Genomic DNA, 25,202 nt, shown 5'->3' on the forward strand with positions numbered 1-25,202 from the left:
CATTCGGAAATTTGAGTATGCAGTGTATTCCCGCATTTTCAAAACTCCGAATGGCATTTTTTTTTAGGCAGACCGTTTATTTTTCTAGGAATTTTTTGCCATTTTCGATGCTTGTTAACATATCAATATGCACTTGCTCTATTTTTTGTTCCTCTTTCTTTAGATAAGCCATTATCTCTTGCTCTGACATAGCTTTGTACTCTTCATCGTTTAGTTCTGTGCTTTTAAATTCACGCATCCAGTTCATCATTCCATCATCTGCCTTTTTTAAGGCCATCAATAAGTCAAGAATAGCATCTTTTTCTGCTCCTGTTTCTAGGCCTTCCATTTTTAACCTCAAAGCACTCTTGGCTTGTTCTATATTTTTCATTAATAACATAGCGGTGTCGTGCTTCTCTCCTACTATTTGGTATAAATCTTCCGCTTGAGACGAGAGTTTAAAATCTGCTGTATCTTCAACTTGCGTCTTGTCTTCTTCTGCTGCTTTTTCTTCACAAGCAACCGTTAACAAACCAATAAATGCTAGGCACAAAAATAAGTATTTCATAATTATTTGTTTTTTTCATACAACCGACTAGAAGTCAATCTATATAAGCTGTATTTTTATTTTAAGAATTTTTTATAGTAGAAGATTAAGTTCTCTAGAACTTAAGTTCGATGTTTTTGTTACTTTTGTGGTGTCAAAACGAGTCAGTAGCGATATTTTTTGTTCCCTACAATCAAAATAAAGTATCATTCCCCCACCCCAATTATTTATAGCACGCAAAGATAAATAATTAGAGAGAAGAAACCAACCACAAATAATTTATAGTTTGGTTTCTCCCCTTTAAAAACTTAGACATTTTATAGACGAATAAATAAGAATAAGCACTTTATGAAATTAAATGCAAAGAAGGTATCTGAGTCAAAAACAATTATGACTGAAATGATCATGCCTAATGATACCAATCCTATTAACAATTTAATGGGAGGAAATTTATTAAAATGGATGGATGTTGTTGCAGGAATTTGTGCTGGTAGACATTGCGAAAGCTATGTGGTTACTGTTTCTGTTGATAATGTCTCATTTGATAAACCAATTCCGCTTGGAGATGTTATTACCTTGAAATGTGTTGTAACGAGAGCATTTACTACTTCTGTAGAAGTTTATGTCGAGGTTTTTTCGGCTGACATCAAAGGTAAAAATCCTCGTCGTTGCAACGATGCCTATTTTACGTTTGTAGCCGTTGACGATGAAGAAAAACGCCCTGTGAAAGTTCCGCCTTTGTTGCCGTTAACAGCGGAAGAAAAAAAGCGGTATGATGAAGCCTTACAACGCCGTCAAATGCGTTTAATCTTTTCGGGAAGGTTGGACAAAGCTGAAGCTCAAAAACTAAAAATAGAATTATTGGGAGATTAAGCCTTTTGCTAAATAGTATTAAATAAAGTAAGGGGTTAGTCCAGCGAACTATTTTTAAAATATGAATATTTATAAAACAAAAATGAATACAATTATTATGAAAAATGCCATCCTTATCGCTTTATTATTCACTACTTCATTGATTTATGCACAAGATAAATCCAACTCAAAGAATGCTGAAAATGCAGCAACTTATAGTGTGGATGCCATGCACTCTTCTTTAGTATTTGCTGTGGGGTACAAATTGAGCGAATTTCATGGAAGTTTTGGAGAAATTGCTGGAAAAGCAGTGTTAGCCAATGAGAAAGATTTTAGCACCGCCGAAGTTGAGTTTACGGTTCAAATTGCTTCTATCAACACCAATTCAGAAGCTAGAGATGGGCATTTGCAAGGTGAGCGTTATTTTAATGCAGAAAAAGCCGCTACTGCAACCTTCAAAAGTACTTATATTAAACCAACTGGGCACAATACCTACGAAATGACAGGCGATTTGACCATTGGTGGCGTTACGCTTTCTCAAACGGTACAAGTTGAAGTAAAAGGACAAGCAGAGCTTGCGGCTAAAGATGGCTCTACATCAAGTGTTATGGGAGTAAAAGCAACCTTTGCTTTCAACAGAAGTAACTTTGGAATAAAAGGAGGTCTTCCAACAATTGCAGATAAAGTAGATATTACTGCTGCGTTAACCTTGATTAAGGAATAAAGCCACTCCATTAATTTAAAATCGCCTCGCTCTTAGGTTCAAGAGCGGGGCGATTTTGTTTAAGCACGATCGCACATTTCAAAGGCAGAAATATTGTCAATCAACAAGTTTCCTCTATAATAATGAAATGCAGGTTCCTTATAATAACACTCTATAATAATGTATTTATAATCTTCCTCTACAGAAAAGAAAAACTCATAGGTTTTCCATTCATAATGATCAATTGTTGGAGAAGTTGCAATCAATTGAGCCCGATCACAGGCAGTATTCCCTACCCAAACCCTTAGCCTAGTAGGCTTGGAGTATCCTGCATAAGCTGGTGAAGAAGATAAATCTATTTTAAATTTATAACATTTATTTTTTTTCAATGGGCGAGGCATTTTTTGCCCCAATGCTTCCCAAGAATTGTTCTCTCTCGTAATCAATCCCAAAAAGGTATGCCCATGAGTTGGTTTTTGGTATACTCCCCAAGGACCAGGTAAAATATCTGGGGAAGAATCCAACCCACATGATTTCCATTGATTGGGCGTTACCGCATCGTGCGGCACCCCTTCAAAAGAAGCATTATTTAATTCAACAGGTCTTAACTGAGCCGTCAACAATTGATGGGTTGTCAATAGCAAAACTAAGCCAATAAAGTGTCTAGTTATAATCATACACAGATGTTTTATACAATCTATACCAAGCTATAACCAATAGCAATAGCTCCTACGATAAAACAGTATATCGAAAAATAGACCAATTTTCCATTTTTAACTAAATTTATCATCCACTGACAAGCCACAAGCCCTACCACAAAGGAAGCAATAAAACCAATTCCCATAGGAAGTAGTGTTTCTGTTGCTAAGGCAAACTTATCGTCCAATAAATCTTTGGCAACCTTTCCTAAAATTAGAGGCATCACCATTAAAAAAGAAAATCGTGTCGCCCGTTCTTTATCTATCTTTAATAAAACGCAAGTTGAAATGGTTGCTCCAGAACGAGAAATACCAGGAGCCAAGGCAACCGCTTGGGCAATCCCAACCAGAAGCGCTTCTTTAAACCCAACTTTTCCAGTAGTTGCTTTTGCTTTATCAGCCAAAAACAACAACGCTCCTGTAATCAACAACATCAACCCCACTAAAAGAGCAGAACCTCTAAATGTCGCATCTATTTGTTCTTCAAATAACAACCCAATGATCCCAGCAGGAATCATAGAAACAACAATTTTGGCAGAAAACCAAAATTCTTCATTCATCTTAAATTGAAACAACCCTCTAAATATTTCTGCAATTTCTTTGCGCAAAATTACCCAAGTACTAAATACCGTTGCAAGGTGCAAAACCACATTAAAGGTAATTCCAAAAGATTCATCGGTCTTTGAAGGATTAATATCCAACAAAATTTTGCCCAATTCTAAGTGTCCACTACTACTAACAGGTAAATACTCTGTTAGCCCTTGAATCATTCCTAAGATCAAAGCTTCCAGCCAATCCATAATTTTATATACTATTTTTTTTGACGCTCGCTAAGCCCCTATGTTTTTGGCTATGCTTTATGAGTAATTAGCTTATAAACGAATCGTTTATAAGCATTTTTCTGTATACAAGGCAAATATTGTCTTGCCCCTTAAAATTTTTGCAAGAACCAATTAGGCTTCTATATTCTGCATTTCTTCCTTGCCTGACGATTTAAAAATTGCCATAATAACAACGCCTAAACCACCCAAAATAATCATTGGAGCCAATGTAATACGGGTAAAACTATAAATTTCTTCTGCTTTCCACTCATCGGGTTGATTGTATCCGCCAGACATTAAAAATAAGCCAATAATAACTAATACTAAGCCAACGCCAATCACCATATAGTTATCTTTTGCAAACAAAATTTCTTTTTGTTTTGTCGTTTTTTGGTTTCCTCTGCGTTTAGGGGCTTCTACTGTTTCTGCTTTGTTATCTCCTTTTCCCATTAGTATGTAATCTATTTTAATATAATATTTTTCAAAAATTTAGGTTCTTTTTCTTTTAAAACTGGTTCTTTGGCGATCAAAAAACACTAAATACACTGTACAATAAATTTTTCAATATTTTAAAGCGTACCTTTTTGCGAGTTTGAGCGTCCTGTTCTCGACACAGTATACTAAAACTTTATCTACTATAACTCCCACTCATCTACCGATTTGGTCAAGTACTTTTGAACACTATGCTTGGTACAAATCCAAGAGGAAAACGTCCCCACAAGAACAATTGTAGCCGACAAAATACCTGTCCAAAAATCTAAATCGTATTGAGCAAAAGTTCCTAAGCCACTTTCTAGTATCATGCGAGTTAACCAAAGGCAAGCAATGGCAACCAAAGCGCTAAACAAGCCATTCTTTAAGCTTTGGCGAATATAAGGCTGTGTCATTTGTTCTAGTGTAGCACCAACCAACTGCATCGTTTGGATACGCCCTTTGTTTGCCAAGAGTATTAACTTTAACGTATTCTTGATTAGTGTAACGACCACAAATATAAAAAAAAGCAGCAAGACCAAGAGTATTATTTCAAGGCGATATACTTTGGTTGACAATTTTTGAGTTGGCATTTCAGTATAAAAAACCTGCTCTACAAAATTCATGGCTTGTATATCTGCAATAATTGTTTCATAATTCGAAAAATGAGCTTCATTTAACGAAAACCGAATCATATTGGGCAATAAATTTTCACCAAACAATAAAACGTCCTCTTTAGCCAAAACCGCATCGCCCTCCAAGGTTTCCAATGCCTGATCTTTAGAAATGTACGCTACGGTCTGTTTTTTCACAAAATCACTTGCTTCTAATTTTTTTTGAAAAGCAAAGACCAAAGCTTCATTGGCATCGTCCTTTAATTCTACATAAAAGGGAATGCTTTCTTTAGAATAATGAATCAATTGATTGGTGTAAATGGCTAAGATGCCCCATACTCCCAATAAATAAAGCATTATAATCAAACTTATGATTGCTGAAACGTAATTGATAAATGTATTAGGAGTATCAATGTTTGGATTGTTCTTATTAAACATAAAAATATAAGCGTCTCATTTTTTTATAAAAACGATCGAATAGTAGATTATTGATCCAATGAACGAAGAAACAAAACATCCTTATGATCTTTTGCGGATTAAGTTCCTTAATGCTAAGATAATCGAACGCTTCTATAAGTACCATTTTCTGTTGTAGCTTAACAATACTTTAGCGAAAGTACATAGAAATCATAACATATAAATACTAAATTGGCTGAATTATGATAGATTTTTTTTCAAAGTTCAAAACAAAAGTTTTTCTTTGCCACACTCAATAGAGAAAATGAATCCAAAAGGTTCTATCTTCGTTTTTTTTTAGCCCTTTAGATCCTTAATTTTTATCAAATAACGATTATCACGAATAAAGTTGTATGGATAGATGTAGCCTTTTTCTCTTTATCTTCATCATCAAAAGACGCACAGCCTTTCCAAGGATGTACGTTTTTGCTTCTTTGCTAAAGAGAAAAATCAGAACATCTCTCTGCTCATAAAATCTATTCGTGATAATCGTTAATAAACAGAAGCAAAAATAATGTTTATACGTTTTCCAAAACTTATTGTTAGTCTATTTTTTGTACTAAGTGTAGCAGGTGTTTTTCTTGCCATCAATAGAGTACAATTTGAATTTAATTTTGAGCAATTTTTCCCAGAAGGAGATGAAGATTTGAAATTCTTTTTAGAATTCAAAGAACGTTTTGAGCCTGATGATAACTTTGTACTAGTAGGTATAAAGCGGGAAGAAGGCGTTTTTGAGCAAGAATTTTTAGAGCAGGTCTTAGCGTTCTCCTTAGAAGCCCGCCGTATGAATTTTGAGATTTCAACGACCGATAGTATCGACCACTCTATTTATACCAAAGCCGTTAATTCTCAAGGAGATTCTATTGTTTTGATGCACCCCATTCTAAGTGCTCAATCTCTATTACAGATAGAATACCCTGTCAAGAACCCCTTTACAGGTTTTAGTACAATTCCTGCCTTGCACTTAGAAGATACCGCCCGTTATGCCAAAGATCAGAAAAAAATACTTGCCGATGAACGCTTGGTTGGCAATTTCATTTCAGAGGATGCCAAAACCCTTGTTGTTGTCCTCAAAACCGTAGATAATATACAACAAGGAGCAGCTACTTTATTGATACAGGGGCTTAAGGACTTAGTAAAAAAGTACGAATTTAAGGAATATCATTTATTAGGTCGTGCCTATTTTCAGACCGAAATTGTCAAATTGCAAGTGAAGGAATTTATACTTTCTTCTGCCGTTTCCTTCCTCTTAGTTTTCTTGGTGCTGTTTTTCCTTTTTAAGCGCTTTTGGGGGATTGTTATTGCGCTAGTTTCTATCTTGGTTGGTTTGTTTATGTTTGTGGGAATGTTGGGTTTATTTGCTCGTACCCTAGATACAATGGCATTGCTCTACCCTATTATTATGATTATTGTGGCGACCTCAGACGTTATTCATGTCATGTCCAAATACATCGATGAGTTGCAGAAAGGGCAATCTAAGATGGAAGCCATCCAAGTTACCATTCGAGAGATAGGCATGTCCATTTTCCTTACCTCAACTACTACTGCTTTAGGCTTTTTCTCTTTGGTCACCAGCCGCCTCATTCCAATTCAAGAATTTGGAGTCAATGCCGCCTTTGGCGTAATGATTGCGTATATATCTGTTGTTGTTCTTAGTACAACAATATTAGCACTTTTTGACAAAGAACAAATTATAAAATTACAGGATGGCCCTAGCGTTTGGACCAAATGGATGGAGTGGATTGATCGAGTTACCAAAAGCCATCAAGGACCTATTTTGGCAGGCTTTGCCGTTTTGCTAGTTGTTTGTACCATTGGTATTGCTCAAATTTCGACCAATACACAATTCCTTAACTTGCTGCCCAAGAACAACAAAGTAACCGAAGATTTCCTCTTTTTTGAAGAAGAATTCAGTGGTTTTAGACCCTTTGAAATTGCGATAAGTATTCAGGGAGATTATACCATCAATGACTATGAAGTTATTCAAGAAATAAGCAAAATCGAAGAACACTTTAAAGAATACCCTGCCATTAAGTCCATGAGTTCCATCACCAATGTGTACAAGTCCATCAACCAAGCACACCATGTCAATAACCCAGCAGCTTATGTGATGCCTAAGGATCTTAAAGAGTTCAAAAAATACCAACGTTCTGTTCGACGAATATCTCAAAATAGCAACTTAGGAATTTTGGTGAGCAAAGACAAAAAACATACCCGAATTTCTGCTAAAGTATTAGATATTGGAGCCAACAACATTGATTCTATCCGAATTGCAAGTAAACAATGGATTGCAGAACATATTGACCCGAATATTATTCAGACTCGCTCTACAGGAACAGGCATTATTTTAGACAAAAACTCAAATTATATTCGAGATTCTTTATTGCAAGGTTTGTTGTTAGCTATTTTGACCATTAGCATCATTGTTGCCTTTATTTATAGAAATGTCAAGATGCTAATTCTTACGCTAATTCCCAATATGCTTCCTTTGTTGATTGCTGCGGCTATTTTAGGTTTTGCTGGTATTCCCTTAGAAGCAGGAGTTGCCATTGTTTTTGCTATTATTTTTGGAATAGCAATCGATGATACGATTCATCTTTTGAGTAAGTTTAAACTCACAAAGGATAAAGGTTATAGCACCGATGAAGCGATAAAAATTACCTTACTAGAAACAGGAAAAGCGATTTGTTTAACGACTGTGATTCTATTTTTTGGATTCCTTAGTCTATTGCTTTCGAGCAATCCGCCTGCCATTACAATTGGAATCTTAATTAGTTCTACCTTGGTTTCGGCATTGATTTGCGATTTGCTAATTATTCCGATTATGCTTAGAAAGTGGATAAAATAACGATTATAATATAAAAACAAAGAAACAGGACAAGCCTAAAGTAGACTTGTCCTGTCTTTTTTCTAGCAGGGTTTATCCATGAAATTACTAAAAATTACTGCCCCAATTCTTGACGAATGACAAAAACAGCCTCACTTCTCAACGCTTCCTCTACCTCAACACCCTGTTCTTCTGCTCGTTTTTGAATATAGGCAAACCATTCTGGGGTATTTCTAGCTTCCTCCATTTTTGCCGCCACCAATGTTTCAAAATTATCAGGTTGATTAGCCGCTTTGGCTGCTTGCTGGTAAGGCGATTTTTTGCCACTAAAAAAATGTTTGTACAACTGATCGTCAAAACCAAAACCAAAACGCCACAAGTTAACAGAAGCCATCAAGATACAAATCACTTCTGCTTTTTCGATCTCTGCCCCAAAATCCAAATCGCTCACTTGACCATTCGAAGGGTGTGCATCTCGGTTATAATACCAGAATTGTCCATTGTCCCAGATCTTTTCTAGACCTCCCCAATTGACAAAACGCCAATAAAAACTATCTCCAATGGTCAAAGAACGAGGTTTATACTTTCCCTCTTCTTCAATTACAATAGAGGGATAAGGCAAGGCATAAGAAGGCAGATTTGCAATGATATTGAGCGCATCTTCCAAATCGTCGTCCTCCTCTCTAGGCTCTTTGCCCATTTCTATATTTGTCCAAGATAAGTCGGGTAAATCTTTATCCAAAGCATGTTCTACATGAGAAATAATAGAGTCGGCAAATAAGGCTGCGCCATAAAAACTAAAATGAATTCCTGTTTGGGGAAACAAAGGATAAGGAACCTTCCCCTTCATTTCTAAAAACCAAGCATTGGCATCTACCAAATTAATATTGCGTCGCTTCATTCCCTTAATATAATAGTCGTAATTGGTCTTGAGCCCTACCCTAGAGATTTGATCTTCTTTAGGTAAATATTCGGGAAAAAAATCGGCCTTATTGGGACCAATTACAACAAACAAATGTTTGCCCATTTTTTTGAGGGTGTCCTGCAACTGCACCAAGCGATTTAGGCGAGTATTAATTTCAAATTCTTTGACTTCAAATTTTCCATTGTGCTCCAAGATATAATCGTAATCAAACAAATAGCCCTCTTGTCCAATTACCACCGCATGTACTTTAGATTTATTATAAAATGAATACGCAACTTGATGATCCAAACGCAAGGCCCAATTTCTAAAACCAAAATGCGTCTTCAAATATTGCTCTTTCCCCTCTTGGTACACTGCATTTAACCAAGAAGTTTCTGCCATACTAACATCTGCTGCTACAGGTTCATAACCACCTAATTTACCCACTGTAAATAGTTCAAATTTTGCCTGAAGCATTGGCAAAAACAACAGAACCAAGGTCAGGTAAAACAGTTTTTTAGCTATATTTTTATCGTTGTTCATGTTTTATCTTGATCGTTGTCGAAGAATTTAATACAAGTATAACAATGTACTTATTTTTCTAATTTCTTCTTAACAACATAAGTTATATTATCATACAATACCTTTTCAAACTCCTGCCCTGTTTCCAACGCATGTGCTCGCAAAGATTTCATCCATGCCTTATCTTTCAGTGCTGTTTTCATTCGTTCTTGGACAATAAGGTCTAAAAGTGCTTCGTCTTTTAAGATTTCGTCACCAAAAAAATGCTTGTATAGGTCTAAATCAAAGCCAAAACCAAAACGCCAGAGGTTAAAGGCAGAATTGACAATAAAAATAAGCTCTTTATCCTTTATTTCTTGTTCTAAATCTAGGGTTTTGACATCTCGCTGTCCAGGGTGCTGCTCTCGATTATAATACCAGAATTGACCATCATCAAAAACATCTGTCAAACCTCCCCAACTGACAAAAGTCCAATAAAAGCTATCTCCTATTGTTAAAGCAGTGGGTTTATATTTTCCTTTTTGATCAATGTGAACACTAGGATAAGGCAATTCAAAATAGGGCAATTTAAAGATTAGATTTAACGCCTTCTCCGCATCGGCATCCGCCTCTAGTGCTTCTGAGCTTAGGGCAACTTTTGACCAAGAGAAATTGGGCAAATCCTGCTGTGTTAGCCCTTCAATATAACGAATCAAACTATCCGCAAACAAAGCAGAACCATAATGTGTCATGTGAATTCCTGTTTGGGGAAACAACGGATAAGAAACGGTATCTTTAATATTGACAAACCACTCATTTACATCAATATGATTGACGTTTTCTGCTTTTAAGTGCTTAATATAGCTGTCGTAATTGGTTGAAATTCCTGTTCTATCCCCTTGATAAATCGTAGGCAAAAACGCATCAAAATAATCGGCTTTATTGGGAGTAATGACAAAAAATAAATGCTTTCCCAGCTTACTTAAGGTATCCTGCAATTGTTTAAAACGCCGAACCTTTGCCTTCACTACATTTTCTCCTACAAAATCCTCTCCCCTATAAGCATCTATATAATCAATTCCATATAAATAATGGTCTTTTCCAACCACAATATTATCTGCTTCCGAAGCCTTGTACAAATTATATTTCACTTGGTTGTTTAGGCGTATGGTCCAATTTCTAAAACCAAAAAAACGATCTCGATAACCTTCTTTGGTGACTTGATACGCTCCACTGAGCCAATTATCAACGCTCATCACAGCAGCTTCTGTTACAGAAGGATCATAACCATCTAATTCGCCAACGTTCACCCAATGATATTCTTCTTGTATCATTGGGACAAACAATAAAAGCAATATACAATAAAACAGTATTTTTGGTATGTTATTTTTATCCCCCATTTTGTATCTAGGTCTCAACAAGGGCAGTATACCCCTCCTTTGTTCCTATTTTTAGTCTTGCTCCAATCTATATTAATAGGCTAATTCGTTTCTTGTTCGACAACAAATTTTGCATCCAAATAAATCATTTCATCCAAGGAAACATTATTGATTTTAGCTTTTTCCTCAACAGCCTTTAACCACGCTTCTGTTGCTCGGATTTCCTTCATCTTTTGCTGAATTTTAGCATTCATAGAAGTATTCATACTTCCTTGATCATAATAAAAATTATACAATTGCTCGATAAAGGGACCTAGGTATTTTTTCATATTAGGAGGTGTCATAATAATAAAAACACCATCTGTAGCCGCTAGTTCTGCGCCTATATTTACTTCGGCAAAATTTTTCTGCCCTGGATATACCTCTCTATTGTAATACCAAAATTGCCCATTATCAAATACATTTTCTGCAATTCCCATATTAACCAATTGCCAAAAAAAGCTGTCCCCTATCGTAATGATGCGAGGTTTGTATTTATTTTCTTTGTTAATCAGTATTCTAGGATAAGCCAAAGCCTCTGTTGGGATTTTGAGGGCTAAGTTTAGCGCCTTTTCTAGGTCGTCATCTGAACCTCTCAAATTGGTATCCCAATCAATGTGTTCCCAATAAAAATCAGGAATATCCTTGCCCAACTGCCGTTCTATTTCTCCAAAAATTCGTTGTGCTGTAATCCCTGCTCCATAAGTGGTATAATGAATTCCCATAGGACCGTACAATGGAATCGAAGTTGTATCTTTCATAGACAAAAACCAATTATTGATGTCTATATGGTTAATTCCATATTGTTTTAGTTGGTCTTTAAAAGTGGTATAGTTTGTTTTTAAATCACCTTGTGGGCGAGCATATTGATCGGGCAAGTATTCGGCATAATAATCGGCTTTATTGGGAGCAACTACAAAAAAGAAAGCTTTGCCCATAGCACGCATGGTATCTTGAACCGCTTTTGCTTTTTCGGCGAGTTCAGACAATCGATCATCTCCAAGATAATCCTGACCATTTCTGGTATTGATGTAGGAAATTTCGTACAAATAATTCTCTTTCCCCATGATTAAGCCATTGACCCTAGACATACCATAAGCCCAATAAGCAAGCTGATGCTCTGCTCTAATTGCCCAATTGCAAAAGCCAAAATGCGTTTTTATATACTTTTCTTTTTGAGTCTGATAGGCACCATTTAGCCAAAGCTCTTTTGTTACTGTAATATCGGTAGGTGGCACATCATAGCCTCCCAATTTATTGACCTTAATCCACTTGATATTAGCCTGTAACATGGGGACAAACAACAACAACAATAGCACATAAAATAAGCTCCTTGTTATTTTTTCTTTTCTTTTCATTCACACTATATTATGAAGTTGTAAAAATTTAGAAACGATAGTAAATAAAAGGATTAAAACTACTAGCTGCAATAGACGATACCGACAAGATGAATAGACCAATTGAAACAAGGTACATTACAACCAATTGCCAAGTGTTGTATTCTCCAAAAAATACTAAATCGTGTACTTTTTTGATTGGTGTCAATAAGGTGCTAAAAGCAAAACAAATTCCCACAAATAAGATAAAGAAAAACTCTGTGGTGTATGGCGAATCTACTGTTGCAAAATCAAACGCAAATAGTTTTCCATAAAATTTGCCAATGGCTCCTATATCCTCTATAAAAAATAAGACCCAGCCCATCATCACAACAAAAAAGCAATAAAATAGACTAACAATGGAGCCAATTTTTCCCATTTTTTTAAATAGTCCCAATAAGAAAACTCGTTCTATAATTAAGAAAACTCCGTGAAAAGCTCCCCACAAAACAAAATTCCAAGAAGCACCATGCCAAAGCCCTGACATCAAAAAGACAAACCATAGATTGAAATAAATTCTTGATTTTGAATCTACCTTTGATCCCCCTAAAGGTATATAAAGGTATTCTCTCATAAACGCCCCCAAAGTAATGTGCCAACGACGCCAAAACTCCGTAATACTCCTTGAGGTATATGGATTGTCAAAATTCTCTGGAAAAGTAAATCCTAACATTCTACCGATCCCGATCGCCATATCTGAGTAACCTGAAAAATCAAAATAAATCTGGAAAGTATAGCCCAATATACACCACCAAGCAATAGGTGTATTAATTGAATTCCAATCAATGGTAAGCACCGCTTCGGGGGTTGATCCCACCACAGAAGCCACTGCTGCCCCCAGTACATTAGCAATCAACACTTTCTTGCCCAAACCAATGCAAAACCGATAAAAGCCCAACAAACGATCGTTATAGGTTTCCTCTCGTTCTACAATTTGGTCTGCTATACTATTAAAACGAACAATAGGTCCAGCAATTAACTGTGGAAACATCATAATATAAAGGATGTAATCCCATACACGCTCTAAGGGTTTATGGACTTTTCGATAGACATCAATCGAGTAAGTTAGTGTTTGAAAGGTATAAAATGAAATTCCAATCGGCAGCGCTATTTTTGTCCACTGAATGTCTTTGTCTCCTAGTATTGACAATAGAGCATTGACATTGTCTACAAAGAAGTTAGCGTATTTAAAAAACGCCAACAAGCCCAAGTTCAGGGTAATCGATAATCCTAATAACAACTTTTTCCGTTTCTGCTCTTGGGTTTGGTGCATCCACCGTACCAGATAAAAATCGATAAACGTTGATGCCAATAGCAAAAAGACAAATTTGGGTGCTCCCCAACTGTAAAAAAAGATACTAAATGCAAGAATCACCCAATTCTTGTTCTTCTTACTGCTCAAAAAATAGAGAAATAAAAAGGTAGGCAAAAAATAAAGCAAAAAGCTAATGCTACTAAATACCATTTTATGTTAGCCTTTATTAAGGATTAATTAGTATTGTTCTTTGATCTAATAAAATGAAGCTTCCAATCAAATTCAATTGATAGAACTAGCACTAAAAAACACATTTATGATGATGTATTTTACTCGATGGATAGACCCAGAACCTTTGATGTATTATTGGGTTGAAGTTGAAGAAAAAGCAATGTTATCCTATTATAGGAGTATAACACACAACTTCGTTCCTAGAAAGACGAAAGATAGACCAATTTGGCTGCAATTGTATCAAAAAAAAGAAAAAAATTCCTTTGCAGGAATTTCTTAACTTATTTATTTCTTTTTGGTCAATTTCTTTCGTTTGACTTTCATATTATTTTTCTTGAGAATTTCTTGAGCAAGATTCAAGAAGTTAATGGCTCCTTTGGATGCCGCATCATACATCGCAACTGGCATTCCTTCTCCTGGTGCCTCGGCAATGCGAGAGTTTCGATGAATAATGGTAGTAAATACACGAGAATCAAAATACTTCCGAGCTTCTTGCACCACCTCTTTGGCCAAGCGCAAACGAGCATCGTACATAGAAAGTAAAATTCCTTCAATATCCAATTCAGGATTGAGTTGTGTTTTGACCTGACGGATGGTATTCATTAATTTTCCTAGCCCTTCTAAGGCAAAGTATTCACATTGAACGGGAATCAACACAGCATTAGCTGCCGTTAAGGCATTGACAGTAACAAGCCCCAAAGAAGGCAAACAATCTATGATAATAAAGTCATAACTGTCCTTTATTTCATTGATGATTTCTTTTAAGACAAACTCTCTACGAAAACGATTAATTAGCTCAATTTCAGCCCCCACTAAGTTAATATGCGCAGGAATTAAATCTAAACCTGGAGTATCTGTAGAGACAATAGCATCTAAAGCAGGCACCTCATTAATTAGGCAATCATAAAGGTTATACTCTAGTTCATCAGCAGCAACACCAATTCCTGTAGTAGCATTAGCCTGAGGATCTGCATCAATAAGCAAAACCTTATACTCTAGAATTGCCAAACTTGCAGATAAATTAATAGCCGTAGTAGTTTTTCCTACCCCTCCTTTTTGATTTGCAACAGCAATTACTTTTCCCATCTTTTTTTTGTAATAATTATTTTTGGTATTCAAGTGTTGGGGTTGTTCCCAAATAAGATTATATTCTGAATAACACTACTGCGAATGTACGAAAATTTAAGGTAAAATTATGTTCTCTATACTAGGAATATGCTAAACTTATATTAATTCTTGCTACAAGATCGGCAATTAAAAGCTGACTTCCAATGAAATACAATCTTAAATTTTCAATTCTGACCAATTCCCACGAAGCGTTTTTTCTTTTTTATTTTGAGCCAAATAAGCAGAAAAAGCATCCCTAGAAATAAATTTAGCCCCCATGGTTGCCAAGTGCTTGGTTTCGGCTTGACAGTCAATCATATTAAAACCACGGCGTTCCAAGGTCTGCGCCAGATGAATTAATGCCGCCTTAGAAGCATTAGAAACCTGTGCAAACATAGATTCACCAAAAAAGCACTTGCCTAATGACAAACCATACAATCCCCCCACCAATTCTTCTTCCTGCCAAACCTCTACAGAGTGAGCAAAGCCCATTTGATGCAACAAAAGGTAAGCCGTTTGCATTTCTGCTGTCAACCAAGTCCCTGTTTGTCCATTTCTAGGAATAGAAGAACAGGCATAAATGACTTGTTCAAAAGCTTGATCAAAGGTTATATTAAAGATTCCCTTACGCAAGATTTTTCGCATACTCTTAGAAACCTTAATTTCAGCAGGTCGAAGCACAAACCGAGGATCTGGCGACCACCAAAGAATAGGCTCTCCCTCATTGTACCAAGGAAAAATACCATGTTCATAAGCAAACAAGATGCGCTGAGGAGACAAGTCTCCCCCTACTGCCAACAATCCCTCCACAGAAGCATATTTAGGATGAGGAAAAGCTATCTTTTCTGTTAGCCAATGCATATTAGACGATTATATTTTTTTGACCAAATATTTTACAAGTATCTTATACAATTCTGTAGGGTTAAACGGTTTTACAATAATGTCATTCATTCCTGCATCATATATTCGTTCTTTGTTATCCATCAAAGCCGAAGCCGTTAGTGCAATAATTGGTACGTAATCATAATAACCATCATTCATGGATCGAATTACTTTGGTGGCAACATAGCCATCCATATTAGGCATGTGAATATCCATCAGGATTAAATCATAAAGTTGGCTTTTTACTTTCTCAACAGCATCAAGACCATCAGCAGCATGAGTAAAATCAACCCCCCATTTTTGCAAAAACTTTTTAACTACCAAAACATTAACGGTATTATCCTCAACCACCAAAACCCTTACCCCTTTTAGATCCTTACCAAGGGTTTCTTTAGGAGCTCCCAAGATACGCTCTTGCACCAAAGAAGTTCCCTTCTTAAAATTTAAATCGAACGAAAAGGTAGATCCTTTGCCTACTTTGCTTCTAAGTTCTATATCTGAGTTTTGCAAAATCAACAAGCGTTTCGTAATAGCCAACCCTAAGCCCGTACCGCCATATTTTCGAGTCGTATTTGTTGCTGCTTGGGTAAACATATTAAAAATATACATTTTTTCCTCTTCAGAGATACCAATTCCTGTATCTTCTACCTCAAACCTTAATTTAATAGAAGAAGGCGTTTCTTCTAAAACCACTAATTTAAGTTTAACATGCCCCTTTTCTGTAAATTTAATGGCATTGCTAATTAAATTATTTAAAATTTGAGTGAGTCGATTGGGATCTCCTATCAACATTTTTGACAATTTAAAATCCGTCTCTAGAAAAAAGCCTATGTTTCTTTTCTTGGCATTAACAGCCATACCATAATAAATGCTATCCAATAAGCCCAACAAATCAAAGTCAATAGATTCAAACTCTACTTTCCCTGATTCTATTTTATTAAAATCTAAAACGTCATTAATAATTGCCAGCAAATTATTGGCAGAAAACTTCAGGATATTCAAATTTTCAATTTGTCGTTCTTCGGGGGCATCCTCCAATAAGTAGTTTGTCAAATTAACAACTGCATTCATAGGAGTTCTAATTTCGTGCGACATGATGGACAAAAACTCAGCTTTGGCATGGGATGATTTTTCTGCTTCTTCCTTTGCCTTGAGTAAATCCTGCTCTCGTTCCAATAGTTTTTGCGTTCGATTGGCAATTTCCTGTTCTAAATACTTTTTATTTTTTCTGCTATTTAAAATAAAAATTCTAGCTCCTATTGCAAAGATTAAAATAAGCAAAAAACCAAGTAATAAAAAGAAATAAATGGTCTCATGAAATGGGATTTGCACATAAATTGGGATTCTAATTTTATTCTTAGACCATTCCCCGTTTGCTCCACGCCCCTTAATAATTAACGTATATTCACCATAAGGCAATCGGTTAATTCTGACTTCGTTTTCTGAAGTGTACTGCCACTCTTGTGCAGAGTTTTCGATTTTGTAAGCATATCGATTTTGGCTAGGATTTCTATAATCTAAAAGCGAAAAAGTAAGGGTAAAAGAATAATCGTTAGGCTCCAAAACGATTGCTTTTTCCCGCAACAACTCTTCTGTCCTATCTTCCAATTCTTTAGCATCTACATCCCCATGCCAGCATTTGTAACTTAAGATGTGAAAAGGAATATCTGTTGCCCCTTCCTCTTTAAATGAATTGGGATAAAAAGCCACAATCCCATTAATACCCCCAAAATAAAACCTCCCTGTTGGAGATCGATACCATGCCATTTTATTAAACTCATTCGCTGTTATACCATCTCTAAGAGAATAAGTTGTACACCACTTTGTTTCTTTATTAAAACGCATCAAGCCATAATTACTACTCAGCCAAAGATTATCATTGTCATCTTCCAAGATGCCATAAATCATATTGTCAGACAGGCCTGCCGCTATTGTAAAATGCTCATACTTGTTCGTCTCTGGGAACCATTTAATTAATCCTCCTTCATAGGTTCCCAACCATAAACAATCCTTGTCTTTGTGAATGGTTAAAATATAATCGTGGGGAATGTATCGTGGTTTTTTTTGGTCTATACTGTATCTGTAAGTAAATCGATCAAATTTATAATCAAATTTATAAATTCCAGAGTTTGTTCCTGCCCATAATATTCCATTTTCAACATCTTCAACCAAAGCATATACCTTACTCGTATTTAGCTTTATACAAAGACCATGAGCATTAAATTTAATAAAGGCTTGTGCTACGGTATCCAAATAGTAAACGCCACTTCTAGTCCCCATCCAAATTCGACCACGACTATCTTCATGCAACTTAAGATTTAGCTCTTTGTAGTCATCTGATTCAATAGGCACTCGATGTTTACAGGGGTATTCCTTCATGGTTTTGCTTTTGGGGTCAAAACATTGTACCACATTACTCTCTCCACAAAACCAAAAATTTCCTTTTCGATCCCTCATTGCATCCAAATTCGGCCAATCAGGAGCGTCAGGGATTCCTTTCTTAGCCAACTTTTCTATGGGCGTCACTTCTCCTGTCTTCAAATCGATTTTTTGTCGCCCTCCGTAACTATTTACATACAAAAAACTACTGTCATCCTCCACCATTCCCCTTGTCAAATAAGCCCTACTACTGGGGACAAATTTATTTTTATTAAGGTAATTATGAAACGGACTGGGTTCAACGTTTAAGATAAAAACACCATTTGAGGTTGATATCCAAGCATTATTATTAGCATCAAAATCGATACTCTTTACTGAATGACGAAGGGTATTGGATCTCAACGAATTAGAAAAATCATAAACCAACTCTCCCTTTGAACTATATAACTTAGAAGTAAACCGACTGAGCTGATCATTGTACCAAATCAGTCCATTGGGCATTTGATGCACTTTACTGGTATTACTCAAGGTCTTTAATTGGGGCGCTAACAAAGGAGGGGCACCATAACGAATTGCCTCATTGATGGATTTAGAAAATTCAAACAAGCTATCATTTTGCAAATAACGTGCATAGCCTGTCAATCTATTGTTATCGCATCGCACATCCAAAATAGATTTAAAAGGGATTAATTCTTCTCCTTTGAACACCCCCTTTTTGTCGTATTCCAATAAGTAACCTGCTCCTATTACCCAAAATACATCTTTGCACAAAAGAATATTATTAATCGTATGACTAGGGTATGGCAATTCAAATAATTCTTCGCAAACACCATCCCCCATGTATTTAAATACTTTTTGGTTTTTGGTCACGATAAAAATTACCCGAGGGGCAACTTGATAAATTTCATAAATCTCATATTCTTTGATTGGGAACTTCGAACCAAATTTCTCCACCAAACTTTGAGTTTCTAAGGTTCTGATATCGACAATACTAACTTTTTCTAGCGGACGTTGTTTGGCATCCAAAAAAGTAACCCAAAGGCAGGTATCGCTGTCTTCATAAATATTAGAAATAATATTACTAAATAACCCTTCGTTTTCTTTGGTCAACCATTCAAAAGAGTATCCATCATAACGATTGAGACCATAATGAGTACCAATCCAAATAAACCCCTTAGAATCCTGAAATGTACGACGAACAAAACGATTGGACAAACCATCCTCAATAGATAGTTTCCTGATTTTTGCAGAAAAAGATTGAGCTATTAAATCGCTATTTAATATAAATAATGTAATAACAAATATAATACTGTACTTCGTCATCTATTGGTTCGTCTATTGGGTTGTAATGTGTAATGGGCTCTTTAAAATTGTGCTAAATCTATGAAGAAATAAAGTTTGGTATTGTACATAAATAGGCAGGTAGAATAGTGATGTATCAATCTCGCCCATTCTCCTAATACCTCAACTGTTCATTTGGGGATGAACTGGAAGCTACCCAAGGGATCATTCCATACAATAAAATATACCCATTTTTTCATTAAAAACTCCTAACTAATTGAAAATCTTTAATAAAATAAAAAAAATTATGCTCTTTTTTTAATCAATTAGTTGATTTTTTAGTCTAGAAACTTGAATGTAATGCATCTATGTATAGGACAAACGAATAACAAAGTGCTCACGAGCAAAGCAAGCTGGGTTTGTCCTGCACACAAGTAATGCATTTAAATTAAAATAATTATCAAATTTAAAGGATTTGATGCCAATAAAAAAATATTATTTCCATTTTGCTATATCCCTCGCACTAAAAAGTATTCAGAGGAACGCTTTTTGGATCTAAAGTGTTCCCTCCTTAAAGCGATTAGAAGAGAGCTAATTCCCTAGGTTTAAGGGCTAAATTGAGGATAGATTGATCTTCATTTTAGCCTTTCCTTTTTCTAGAAAACCACCAGCCCATAAGCAGCAAGATAGGCAAGGTCAATAGGCTCAATTGTCCCCAAGTCCAACTTTTCTTTAAATGGATGGGTTGGTAATCCCCAAAATTGACAAAACTCGCCCAAAAGAAGGGGTGGGCGGTTAGATGTTTTGCATGCTTTAAATAGGTGAGTTTTGCGTTTTTCATGGCCTCATCTTTGCTGTGGCCAATTGCCAGTTCGTTATAAAACTCGCTCACTAATATAGATGTTGCCTTATCGTTGATCGGCCATAGGGTCATAACCAAAGAAGGAACCCCCGAATACATAAATCCTCTTCCAAGACTGACCACACCTTCCCCCCTGTCATATCGCCCAAAGCCTGTTTCACAAGCAGAAAGCACCACTAGATCTGTATTCACTTCTAGCAAGTTCAATTCATAAGCATGTAATAAGTCATCCTCTTTTTTGCTTCCAGAGTAAGAAAATACCAGACTCGAATAGGCAGGCTGTTTGGCATCAACAATACCGTGCATTGCTAAGTGAATCACACTATAAGGTTCTTTGTTGCTATACGATTTGAAGGTGGTTTCATTTGCTTTGTCGCCATAAAGATATTCTCCTGCAAAGATATTGGACAAATATTCTACTTCTTGACGGGCACCTGGCAAATCGTCTACACTTGACCTTATCTTATACTCTCGTTCTCCCAAACCTTTCATGTTGATAAATTGTTCCTTATCATAAGAAGAAGCCATTGCCAACATCTCGCCATTGGTCTTAGAAGAAGATCGGCTAAATAGTTTTAGGGTAGATGAATAATGATAATTAATAGAATACGATTTAATCAAGTAGGGCAATTTTCTATAATCGTAATTTTTATAATCTGGTTTTTCAGTCAATAAAACATCAAACGGCACATAATTAAACATACCATCAGGAATAATCACTAAGCGCTCAATTTGCTCTTTTTTTAAGGCTGGCTCTAGGTATTTTTGATAAATCGTTCGAGCATTTCTGGCAAACAATAAATAAGAGGACTCTACATCTTTGGTTAACATAACAACATCGACCAACGAGGTACGAAGCCCTTTTATAGCGGTTGTAAATTGATTGTTCATAGAAACCGATGTAAGCCAAGCAGTATCCCTATAAATACTAAAAATATAGATGTTCTCATTACCAACAAAATACTCAATCAAAGCAGTCTGATCGTCTAAACTTTCTTGTACTTGTTTTAGACTAGCAATTTGTGTATTGTATTTTAGTTCATGATATTTAGGATAATCCTGTTCTAAGGTTGTTTGTAACTTCTCGGAGGCTCTTTTTAGCTTCAAGAGTTCCTTTTGTTGAAGACTAACTTTTGCTTCATCATTGACTGATTTAGCCTCAAACAGTAGTTTTTCATAGCGTACTCGCTCTCTAGCCAAACGCCTCTCCTCGTCCAACAAATCCTTGGGAACATTTCCAAAATTACGAGCTTCCTCTGCTTTCAAGGCATCTAAAAGCAACATTGCCTTGCTTTTTTCGACCAGTTGAAAAATTTCATCCAAATAAGACTGCTCTTTCGTTTGTTGATACAAATCTAAAGCAACATCAATAGACAATTCATAAGTTGGAATCATTTTTTGGAGCATAAACAGCTTAGATCCCTCCTCCTTAAATCCATTTCTCATTTTTTCTAACAACAAGACCGCACTTTGAGCAGTATTATAAGCCAATTCTAAATTTTTCTCTTCTAAAGACAGTCGAGCTTTGGCAGCCAAAACCTTTAACAAAAGAGATTTATCAGGAACTGTATTGGCACTGTCTTTATTCATCAAGAAGGGCATTAAATCCCCTTTCACTGGAACTTCTAGTGCTGCTATAGCCAAATCATAATACGTTTTTGCAGCAGCAATATGGTTTCTTTTTTGTTCGGTTTGTCCCAAATCATAGTATACTTTGGCAACTAAAGGATGTACTAAACCATAGGTTTGTTTTCGAATAACTAAAGCTTCTTGATAATAATTTAACGATTTGGTATAATCTCTAGTCGCTCTATAATAGCTTCCAAGCACACTGAATGTTTCGTCTTTTTTGGCTTGTTCCCTTTTGTGAATTTCAAGGTTCTTTTTTAGTGCCATAAACGCCTCTTGATAACGGTTTAAACGAGTAGCCACATCGCCAATTCCATTGTAAATATTAATGGATGATTTGTCCAATTGATGGGTAGCAACGCCCGAAGATTGCTCCAAAGACTTGATGCCTGCCTGATAGAATCTTAGCGCTTCTTCTAATTTTCCTTGACGGGTAAAAAACTCGCCCAAGTTTAAATTAGTGGTTGCTGCATCAAAATGTTTTCTCAATTTTTTGAACAATTGCAACGCATTGTTACAATAATCTTCTGCCTTATAAATATCGCCCAATTCGATATAAAACAAGCCAATGTTATTATAATATCGTGCCACAAACAAGGTATCGTCCTTCGTTGTCATATCTGCCAACCCAACTTCTAGGGCTTCCATTGTTTTTTCTAAAGCCGTTTCATACTCCCCTGTTTTATAATACAACCCTCCATATAGAGCCATTATATCTTGCAAAATTTTCCCCTTATCCTTGATATAAGTCTTGTAGGTATCAAAGCAAAGGTCTACATAATCCTCCATGGCTTCATAGTTTTGCTGGTAAAAAGCAATACGAGCCAATTGCGCATTATCCCGAATGTAAAATTTCCAAGCAGCAACTTCTTTATGGACAGCCCTAGCCTTATTGGCATAAATGATGGCAGAATCTAATTGTTTTAGACTAAGATGAATATCTGATTTCAGCAACATGACACGCCCTTTATAAATCAATTGTTCTGACTCCTTAGCATTTTCAAGTGACTTTATGATTTTATAATATAATGCATCAAAAGCTACCATATTAGCGGTAGCAATATGCACTTTCAAGATATTACGATTCATTAAAAAAACACGTTCTTTGCACCCCATTTGTAGGTATGCTTTACTTGCTTTTTGAAAATTTTCAATTGCAACCGCAGGTTTCCCCTGTTGATATGCCATTCGAGCCTTAACAAAATAAGTTTTAGCTCCCAAAGAATCTGTTCCCTTACAAAAATCGCCCTGTGCGCTTATAGCAGAGATCGTTATAAAAAAGCTAAAAAGTAGTAAATTAGTTGTTTTAAAAATCATATATTCTTTATGTTGTGCGTCTAGTTGTACAGCCCGCAAGGTACGCATTTTATACTAGTTCTGTATACATTCATTCTTTGAAATCCAGAAAGCTCTTTCATGATTTTCAGTGCGGAGTAACAGACCTAAGCTAAATTTTCAGTAGGTAATCCCTCAAAAAAACAAAAGTTAACTGCTCTTTTTAGTATTTTGCAAAACTTTATTTTTATCACATACAAAATTAATTTATGAAACAGTTTATGCTTCCATTAACATTTTTGTTAGTTGGCAACAGCGTTTTAGGGCAATACAAAATTACTCCTAAATATGATGTGGAATGCACCACTATAAAAAATCAACAACGAACAGGAACCTGTTGGAGTTTCGCTACTTCTTCTTTTTTAGAATCTGAAGTGAAGCGTACCAAAAAGATGGACATTGATTTATCGGAAATGTATAGTGTCCGAGCAACCTATTTAGATAAAGCTCAAAACTATATTTTGCGACAGGGCAAAGCTAATTTTAGTGAAGGGTCTTTGTCTCATGATGTCATCAAAGCTGTTGAACGAGCAGGAGTAGTTCCTGAAGTAGCATTTTCTGGTAAATCTGAAGGAATAGAAGTACACAACCACGGTGAAATGGTAAGTGCTGCCAAAGGAATGTTGGATGGCTTGCAAAAACGAAAAACACTTAGCCCTAGATGGAAACAAGCCATGGAGGCGATTTTGGATATTTATATGGGAGAAACGCCCGATGAATTTAAATACGAGGGCAAAAATTATACGCCCCAAAGTTTTGCCGATTTCTTGGGGATTAAAAGCGAGGATTATATTAGTCTAACCTCTTATACCCATCATCCATTTTATGCGCCTTTTGTTCTAGAAATTCCCGACAATTATTCCAATGGCTGGTATCAAAACATTCCAATGGAAGAATTAGAAAAAACGGTAGATGAGGCCATCAAAAATGGTTATTCGGTTGCTTGGGATGGAGATGTAAGCGAAGCTACTTTCAATCACAAAGAGGGTTTGGCTATTTTGCCCAAAGATACAGAAAGAGAAAATTTGTGGGACAAGCCAGACCAAGAATTGACGGTTACACAAGAATTGCGTCAAAGCACTTTTGAGAGTAAGGCAACAACAGATGACCATTTGATGCACTTGGTAGGAATTGCTTATGACAACAAGGGTACTAAATATTATAAAATCAAAAACTCTTGGGGCGATTCCAATGCCTTCAAAGGCTATCTTTATATGTCTCAAGCTTATTTTCAACTGAAGACCGTTGGTATTTTATTGCACAAAGATGCAATTCCTTCCGCCATCAAAAAGAAATTTAAATAGCAGTAGACCTTTAAGCATATATCGTAGGTCGTAAGTTTGCTATTTAAGTGCCAATTATACGACCTACTTTTAAAATCCTTTCATTCCCATCCTGTTGCCCTCAGTAGTTTAGATGGTCAAAAAACAAAACTTTTTTTACTGCTACTTGTTATAGGAATTGTTTTAGCATTTTTTCTTTTAAACCAAACAACATGAATTTACAAGCATATAGAGATTTATTTAAGGCAATTCTTAATGGCGAATTTGTTCAAGCTCCTTATGATAGTGAAAGCTATATCAATTATGTCAAATTGAATCATTCTAGAATGAAGCGTTGGACGAAACAAGGGGTGCTTACGCCTGCTCTAAAAGAAGCCATCGAAGCCATAAAAACTCCTCAAACTTGGGTATTAATCACAGAACCTTGGTGTGGAGATGCCGCCAATTCTGTGCCTTATTTAGAAAAAATGGCTGCGCTTAACCCCAATATTACAGTAGAAGTTCAATTAAGAGATTCAGGTAGTGAAATTGATCAATATTTGACCAACGGAGGCAAATCTATCCCCAAACTTATCGCTAGAGATCAAGCAGGTAATGATTTGTTTACTTGGGGACCTAGACCTAGCGAAGCACAAGCATTGGTACAGCAACAAAAAACTTCAGATGCCAAAGCAGAAGATAAATATGCCGAATTATTGCTTTGGTACAAAGAGGATAAGGGAATTTCTATTCAAGAAGAATTGATTCAATTATTAACCGCTATCCCTGCTGTTTAAGTAACTTAATTATGC

19 protein-coding genes are annotated in these 25,202 nt (G+C 36.0%); 6 read left to right on the forward strand and 13 right to left on the reverse strand.

Annotated features, from left to right (window positions below):
- Positions 1-76: 76 nt before the first annotated feature.
- On the reverse strand, positions 77-547 hold the full coding sequence (locus AsAng_RS11965; RefSeq protein WP_264793023.1) for a hypothetical protein: 471 nt from the start codon (positions 545-547) through the stop codon (positions 77-79).
- Positions 548-874: 327 nt separating this feature from the next.
- Between AsAng_RS11965 and AsAng_RS11970 the strand changes: the two genes are divergently transcribed.
- Positions 875-1,399: an acyl-CoA thioesterase gene (locus AsAng_RS11970; protein ID WP_264793024.1), complete on the forward strand. Its 525-nt coding sequence runs from the start codon at positions 875-877 to the stop codon at positions 1,397-1,399.
- An 82-nt stretch (positions 1,400-1,481) separates the two neighbouring features.
- Positions 1,482-2,102, forward strand: a complete 621-nt coding sequence (locus tag AsAng_RS11975) for a YceI family protein (protein ID WP_264793025.1) — start codon at positions 1,482-1,484, stop codon at positions 2,100-2,102.
- A gap of 59 nt (positions 2,103-2,161) precedes the next feature.
- On the opposite strand, the gene AsAng_RS11980 is transcribed toward AsAng_RS11975, so the two are convergent.
- From AsAng_RS11980 to AsAng_RS11995, 4 genes are all read right to left on the reverse strand, one after another.
- Positions 2,162-2,758, reverse strand: coding sequence for a carbohydrate binding domain-containing protein (locus AsAng_RS11980; protein ID WP_264793026.1), 597 nt, complete (start codon positions 2,756-2,758; stop codon positions 2,162-2,164).
- 20 nt (positions 2,759-2,778) lie between these two features.
- On the reverse strand, positions 2,779-3,579 hold the full coding sequence (locus tag AsAng_RS11985; protein WP_264793027.1) for an undecaprenyl-diphosphate phosphatase: 801 nt from the start codon (positions 3,577-3,579) through the stop codon (positions 2,779-2,781).
- 153 nt (positions 3,580-3,732) lie between these two features.
- Positions 3,733-4,050: a DUF3098 domain-containing protein gene (locus AsAng_RS11990; protein WP_264793028.1), complete on the reverse strand. Its 318-nt coding sequence runs from the start codon at positions 4,048-4,050 to the stop codon at positions 3,733-3,735.
- A gap of 185 nt (positions 4,051-4,235) precedes the next feature.
- On the reverse strand, positions 4,236-5,123 hold the full coding sequence (locus tag AsAng_RS11995; protein ID WP_264793029.1) for a cell division protein FtsX: 888 nt from the start codon (positions 5,121-5,123) through the stop codon (positions 4,236-4,238).
- A 532-nt stretch (positions 5,124-5,655) separates the two neighbouring features.
- Here AsAng_RS11995 and AsAng_RS12000 point away from each other — a divergent pair.
- Positions 5,656-7,989: an efflux RND transporter permease subunit gene (locus AsAng_RS12000; protein ID WP_264793030.1), complete on the forward strand. Its 2,334-nt coding sequence runs from the start codon at positions 5,656-5,658 to the stop codon at positions 7,987-7,989.
- A 94-nt stretch (positions 7,990-8,083) separates the two neighbouring features.
- Here AsAng_RS12000 and AsAng_RS12005 read toward each other — a convergent pair whose 3' ends face one another.
- From AsAng_RS12005 to AsAng_RS12020, 4 genes are all read right to left on the reverse strand, one after another.
- Positions 8,084-9,415 carry an alginate O-acetyltransferase AlgX-related protein gene (locus tag AsAng_RS12005; RefSeq protein WP_264793031.1) on the reverse strand — a complete coding sequence of 444 codons (1,332 nt, stop codon included), beginning with the start codon at positions 9,413-9,415 and terminating at the stop codon, positions 8,084-8,086.
- A gap of 50 nt (positions 9,416-9,465) precedes the next feature.
- On the reverse strand, positions 9,466-10,707 hold the full coding sequence (locus AsAng_RS12010; protein WP_264793032.1) for an alginate O-acetyltransferase AlgX-related protein: 1,242 nt from the start codon (positions 10,705-10,707) through the stop codon (positions 9,466-9,468).
- 146 nt (positions 10,708-10,853) lie between these two features.
- Complete coding sequence (locus AsAng_RS12015) at positions 10,854-12,149, reverse strand: alginate O-acetyltransferase AlgX-related protein (protein WP_264793033.1); 1,296 nt, start codon at positions 12,147-12,149, stop codon at positions 10,854-10,856.
- Between the two features lie 28 nt (positions 12,150-12,177).
- On the reverse strand, positions 12,178-13,632 hold the full coding sequence (locus AsAng_RS12020; protein WP_264793034.1) for an MBOAT family O-acyltransferase: 1,455 nt from the start codon (positions 13,630-13,632) through the stop codon (positions 12,178-12,180).
- 106 nt (positions 13,633-13,738) lie between these two features.
- Between AsAng_RS12020 and AsAng_RS12025 the strand changes: the two genes are divergently transcribed.
- Complete coding sequence (locus AsAng_RS12025) at positions 13,739-13,933, forward strand: hypothetical protein (RefSeq protein WP_264793035.1); 195 nt, start codon at positions 13,739-13,741, stop codon at positions 13,931-13,933.
- Between the two features lie 5 nt (positions 13,934-13,938).
- On the opposite strand, the gene AsAng_RS12030 is transcribed toward AsAng_RS12025, so the two are convergent.
- The 4 genes from AsAng_RS12030 to AsAng_RS12045 all read right to left on the reverse strand — a co-directional run bounded on the left by AsAng_RS12030 (position 13,939) and on the right by AsAng_RS12045 (position 23,158).
- Positions 13,939-14,739, reverse strand: coding sequence for a ParA family protein (locus AsAng_RS12030; RefSeq protein WP_264793036.1), 801 nt, complete (start codon positions 14,737-14,739; stop codon positions 13,939-13,941).
- 198 nt (positions 14,740-14,937) lie between these two features.
- The gene (gene aat / locus AsAng_RS12035) at positions 14,938-15,621 is read right to left on the reverse strand and encodes a leucyl/phenylalanyl-tRNA--protein transferase (protein ID WP_264793037.1); all 684 of its coding nucleotides are present in this window, start codon (positions 15,619-15,621) and stop codon (positions 14,938-14,940) included.
- Between the two features lie 9 nt (positions 15,622-15,630).
- Positions 15,631-19,344, reverse strand: coding sequence for a hybrid sensor histidine kinase/response regulator (locus AsAng_RS12040; protein WP_264793038.1), 3,714 nt, complete (start codon positions 19,342-19,344; stop codon positions 15,631-15,633).
- A 598-nt stretch (positions 19,345-19,942) separates the two neighbouring features.
- Positions 19,943-23,158 (reverse strand): CHAT domain-containing protein, encoded by a 3,216-nt coding sequence (locus AsAng_RS12045; protein ID WP_264793039.1) that lies wholly within the window; start codon positions 23,156-23,158, stop codon positions 19,943-19,945.
- Between the two features lie 179 nt (positions 23,159-23,337).
- Between AsAng_RS12045 and AsAng_RS12050 the strand changes: the two genes are divergently transcribed.
- A complete protein-coding gene (locus AsAng_RS12050) occupies positions 23,338-24,432 on the forward strand; it encodes a C1 family peptidase (protein WP_264793040.1) in 1,095 nt (364 codons plus the stop codon).
- Positions 24,433-24,623: 191 nt separating this feature from the next.
- Positions 24,624-25,187 carry a thioredoxin family protein gene (locus AsAng_RS12055; protein WP_264793041.1) on the forward strand — a complete coding sequence of 188 codons (564 nt, stop codon included), beginning with the start codon at positions 24,624-24,626 and terminating at the stop codon, positions 25,185-25,187.
- The last annotated feature ends 15 nt before the right edge of the window (positions 25,188-25,202 follow it).

The organism is Aureispira anguillae, from assembly GCF_026000115.1.
In the GTDB taxonomy this organism is placed as follows: Bacteria; Bacteroidota; Bacteroidia; order Chitinophagales; family Saprospiraceae; genus Aureispira; species Aureispira anguillae.

What these genes read in the sequence shown, in the direction of transcription:
- AsAng_RS11975 (WP_264793025.1), top strand. Translation starts at nt 1,482, where the DNA reads ATGAATACAATTATTATGAAAAATGCCATCCTTATCGCTTTATTATTC.
- AsAng_RS12050 (WP_264793040.1), top strand. Translation starts at nt 23,338, where the DNA reads ATGAAACAGTTTATGCTTCCATTAACATTTTTGTTAGTTGGCAACAGC.
- AsAng_RS12040 (WP_264793038.1), bottom strand. Translation starts at nt 19,344, where the DNA reads ATGACGAAGTACAGTATTATATTTGTTATTACATTATTTATATTAAAT.
- AsAng_RS12055 (WP_264793041.1), top strand. Translation starts at nt 24,624, where the DNA reads ATGAATTTACAAGCATATAGAGATTTATTTAAGGCAATTCTTAATGGC.
- AsAng_RS12005 (WP_264793031.1), bottom strand. Translation starts at nt 9,415, where the DNA reads ATGAACAACGATAAAAATATAGCTAAAAAACTGTTTTACCTGACCTTG.
- AsAng_RS12030 (WP_264793036.1), bottom strand. Translation starts at nt 14,739, where the DNA reads ATGGGAAAAGTAATTGCTGTTGCAAATCAAAAAGGAGGGGTAGGAAAA.
- AsAng_RS12010 (WP_264793032.1), bottom strand. Translation starts at nt 10,707, where the DNA reads ATGATACAAGAAGAATATCATTGGGTGAACGTTGGCGAATTAGATGGT.
- AsAng_RS11990 (WP_264793028.1), bottom strand. Translation starts at nt 4,050, where the DNA reads ATGGGAAAAGGAGATAACAAAGCAGAAACAGTAGAAGCCCCTAAACGC.
- AsAng_RS12020 (WP_264793034.1), bottom strand. Translation starts at nt 13,632, where the DNA reads ATGGTATTTAGTAGCATTAGCTTTTTGCTTTATTTTTTGCCTACCTTT.
- AsAng_RS12015 (WP_264793033.1), bottom strand. Translation starts at nt 12,149, where the DNA reads ATGAAAAGAAAAGAAAAAATAACAAGGAGCTTATTTTATGTGCTATTG.
- AsAng_RS11970 (WP_264793024.1), top strand. Translation starts at nt 875, where the DNA reads ATGAAATTAAATGCAAAGAAGGTATCTGAGTCAAAAACAATTATGACT.
- AsAng_RS11980 (WP_264793026.1), bottom strand. Translation starts at nt 2,758, where the DNA reads ATGATTATAACTAGACACTTTATTGGCTTAGTTTTGCTATTGACAACC.
- AsAng_RS11985 (WP_264793027.1), bottom strand. Translation starts at nt 3,579, where the DNA reads ATGGATTGGCTGGAAGCTTTGATCTTAGGAATGATTCAAGGGCTAACA.
- AsAng_RS12045 (WP_264793039.1), bottom strand. Translation starts at nt 23,158, where the DNA reads ATGCGTACCTTGCGGGCTGTACAACTAGACGCACAACATAAAGAATAT.
- aat (WP_264793037.1), bottom strand. Translation starts at nt 15,621, where the DNA reads ATGCATTGGCTAACAGAAAAGATAGCTTTTCCTCATCCTAAATATGCT.
- AsAng_RS11995 (WP_264793029.1), bottom strand. Translation starts at nt 5,123, where the DNA reads ATGTTTAATAAGAACAATCCAAACATTGATACTCCTAATACATTTATC.
- AsAng_RS12025 (WP_264793035.1), top strand. Translation starts at nt 13,739, where the DNA reads ATGATGATGTATTTTACTCGATGGATAGACCCAGAACCTTTGATGTAT.
- AsAng_RS11965 (WP_264793023.1), bottom strand. Translation starts at nt 547, where the DNA reads ATGAAATACTTATTTTTGTGCCTAGCATTTATTGGTTTGTTAACGGTT.
- AsAng_RS12000 (WP_264793030.1), top strand. Translation starts at nt 5,656, where the DNA reads ATGTTTATACGTTTTCCAAAACTTATTGTTAGTCTATTTTTTGTACTA.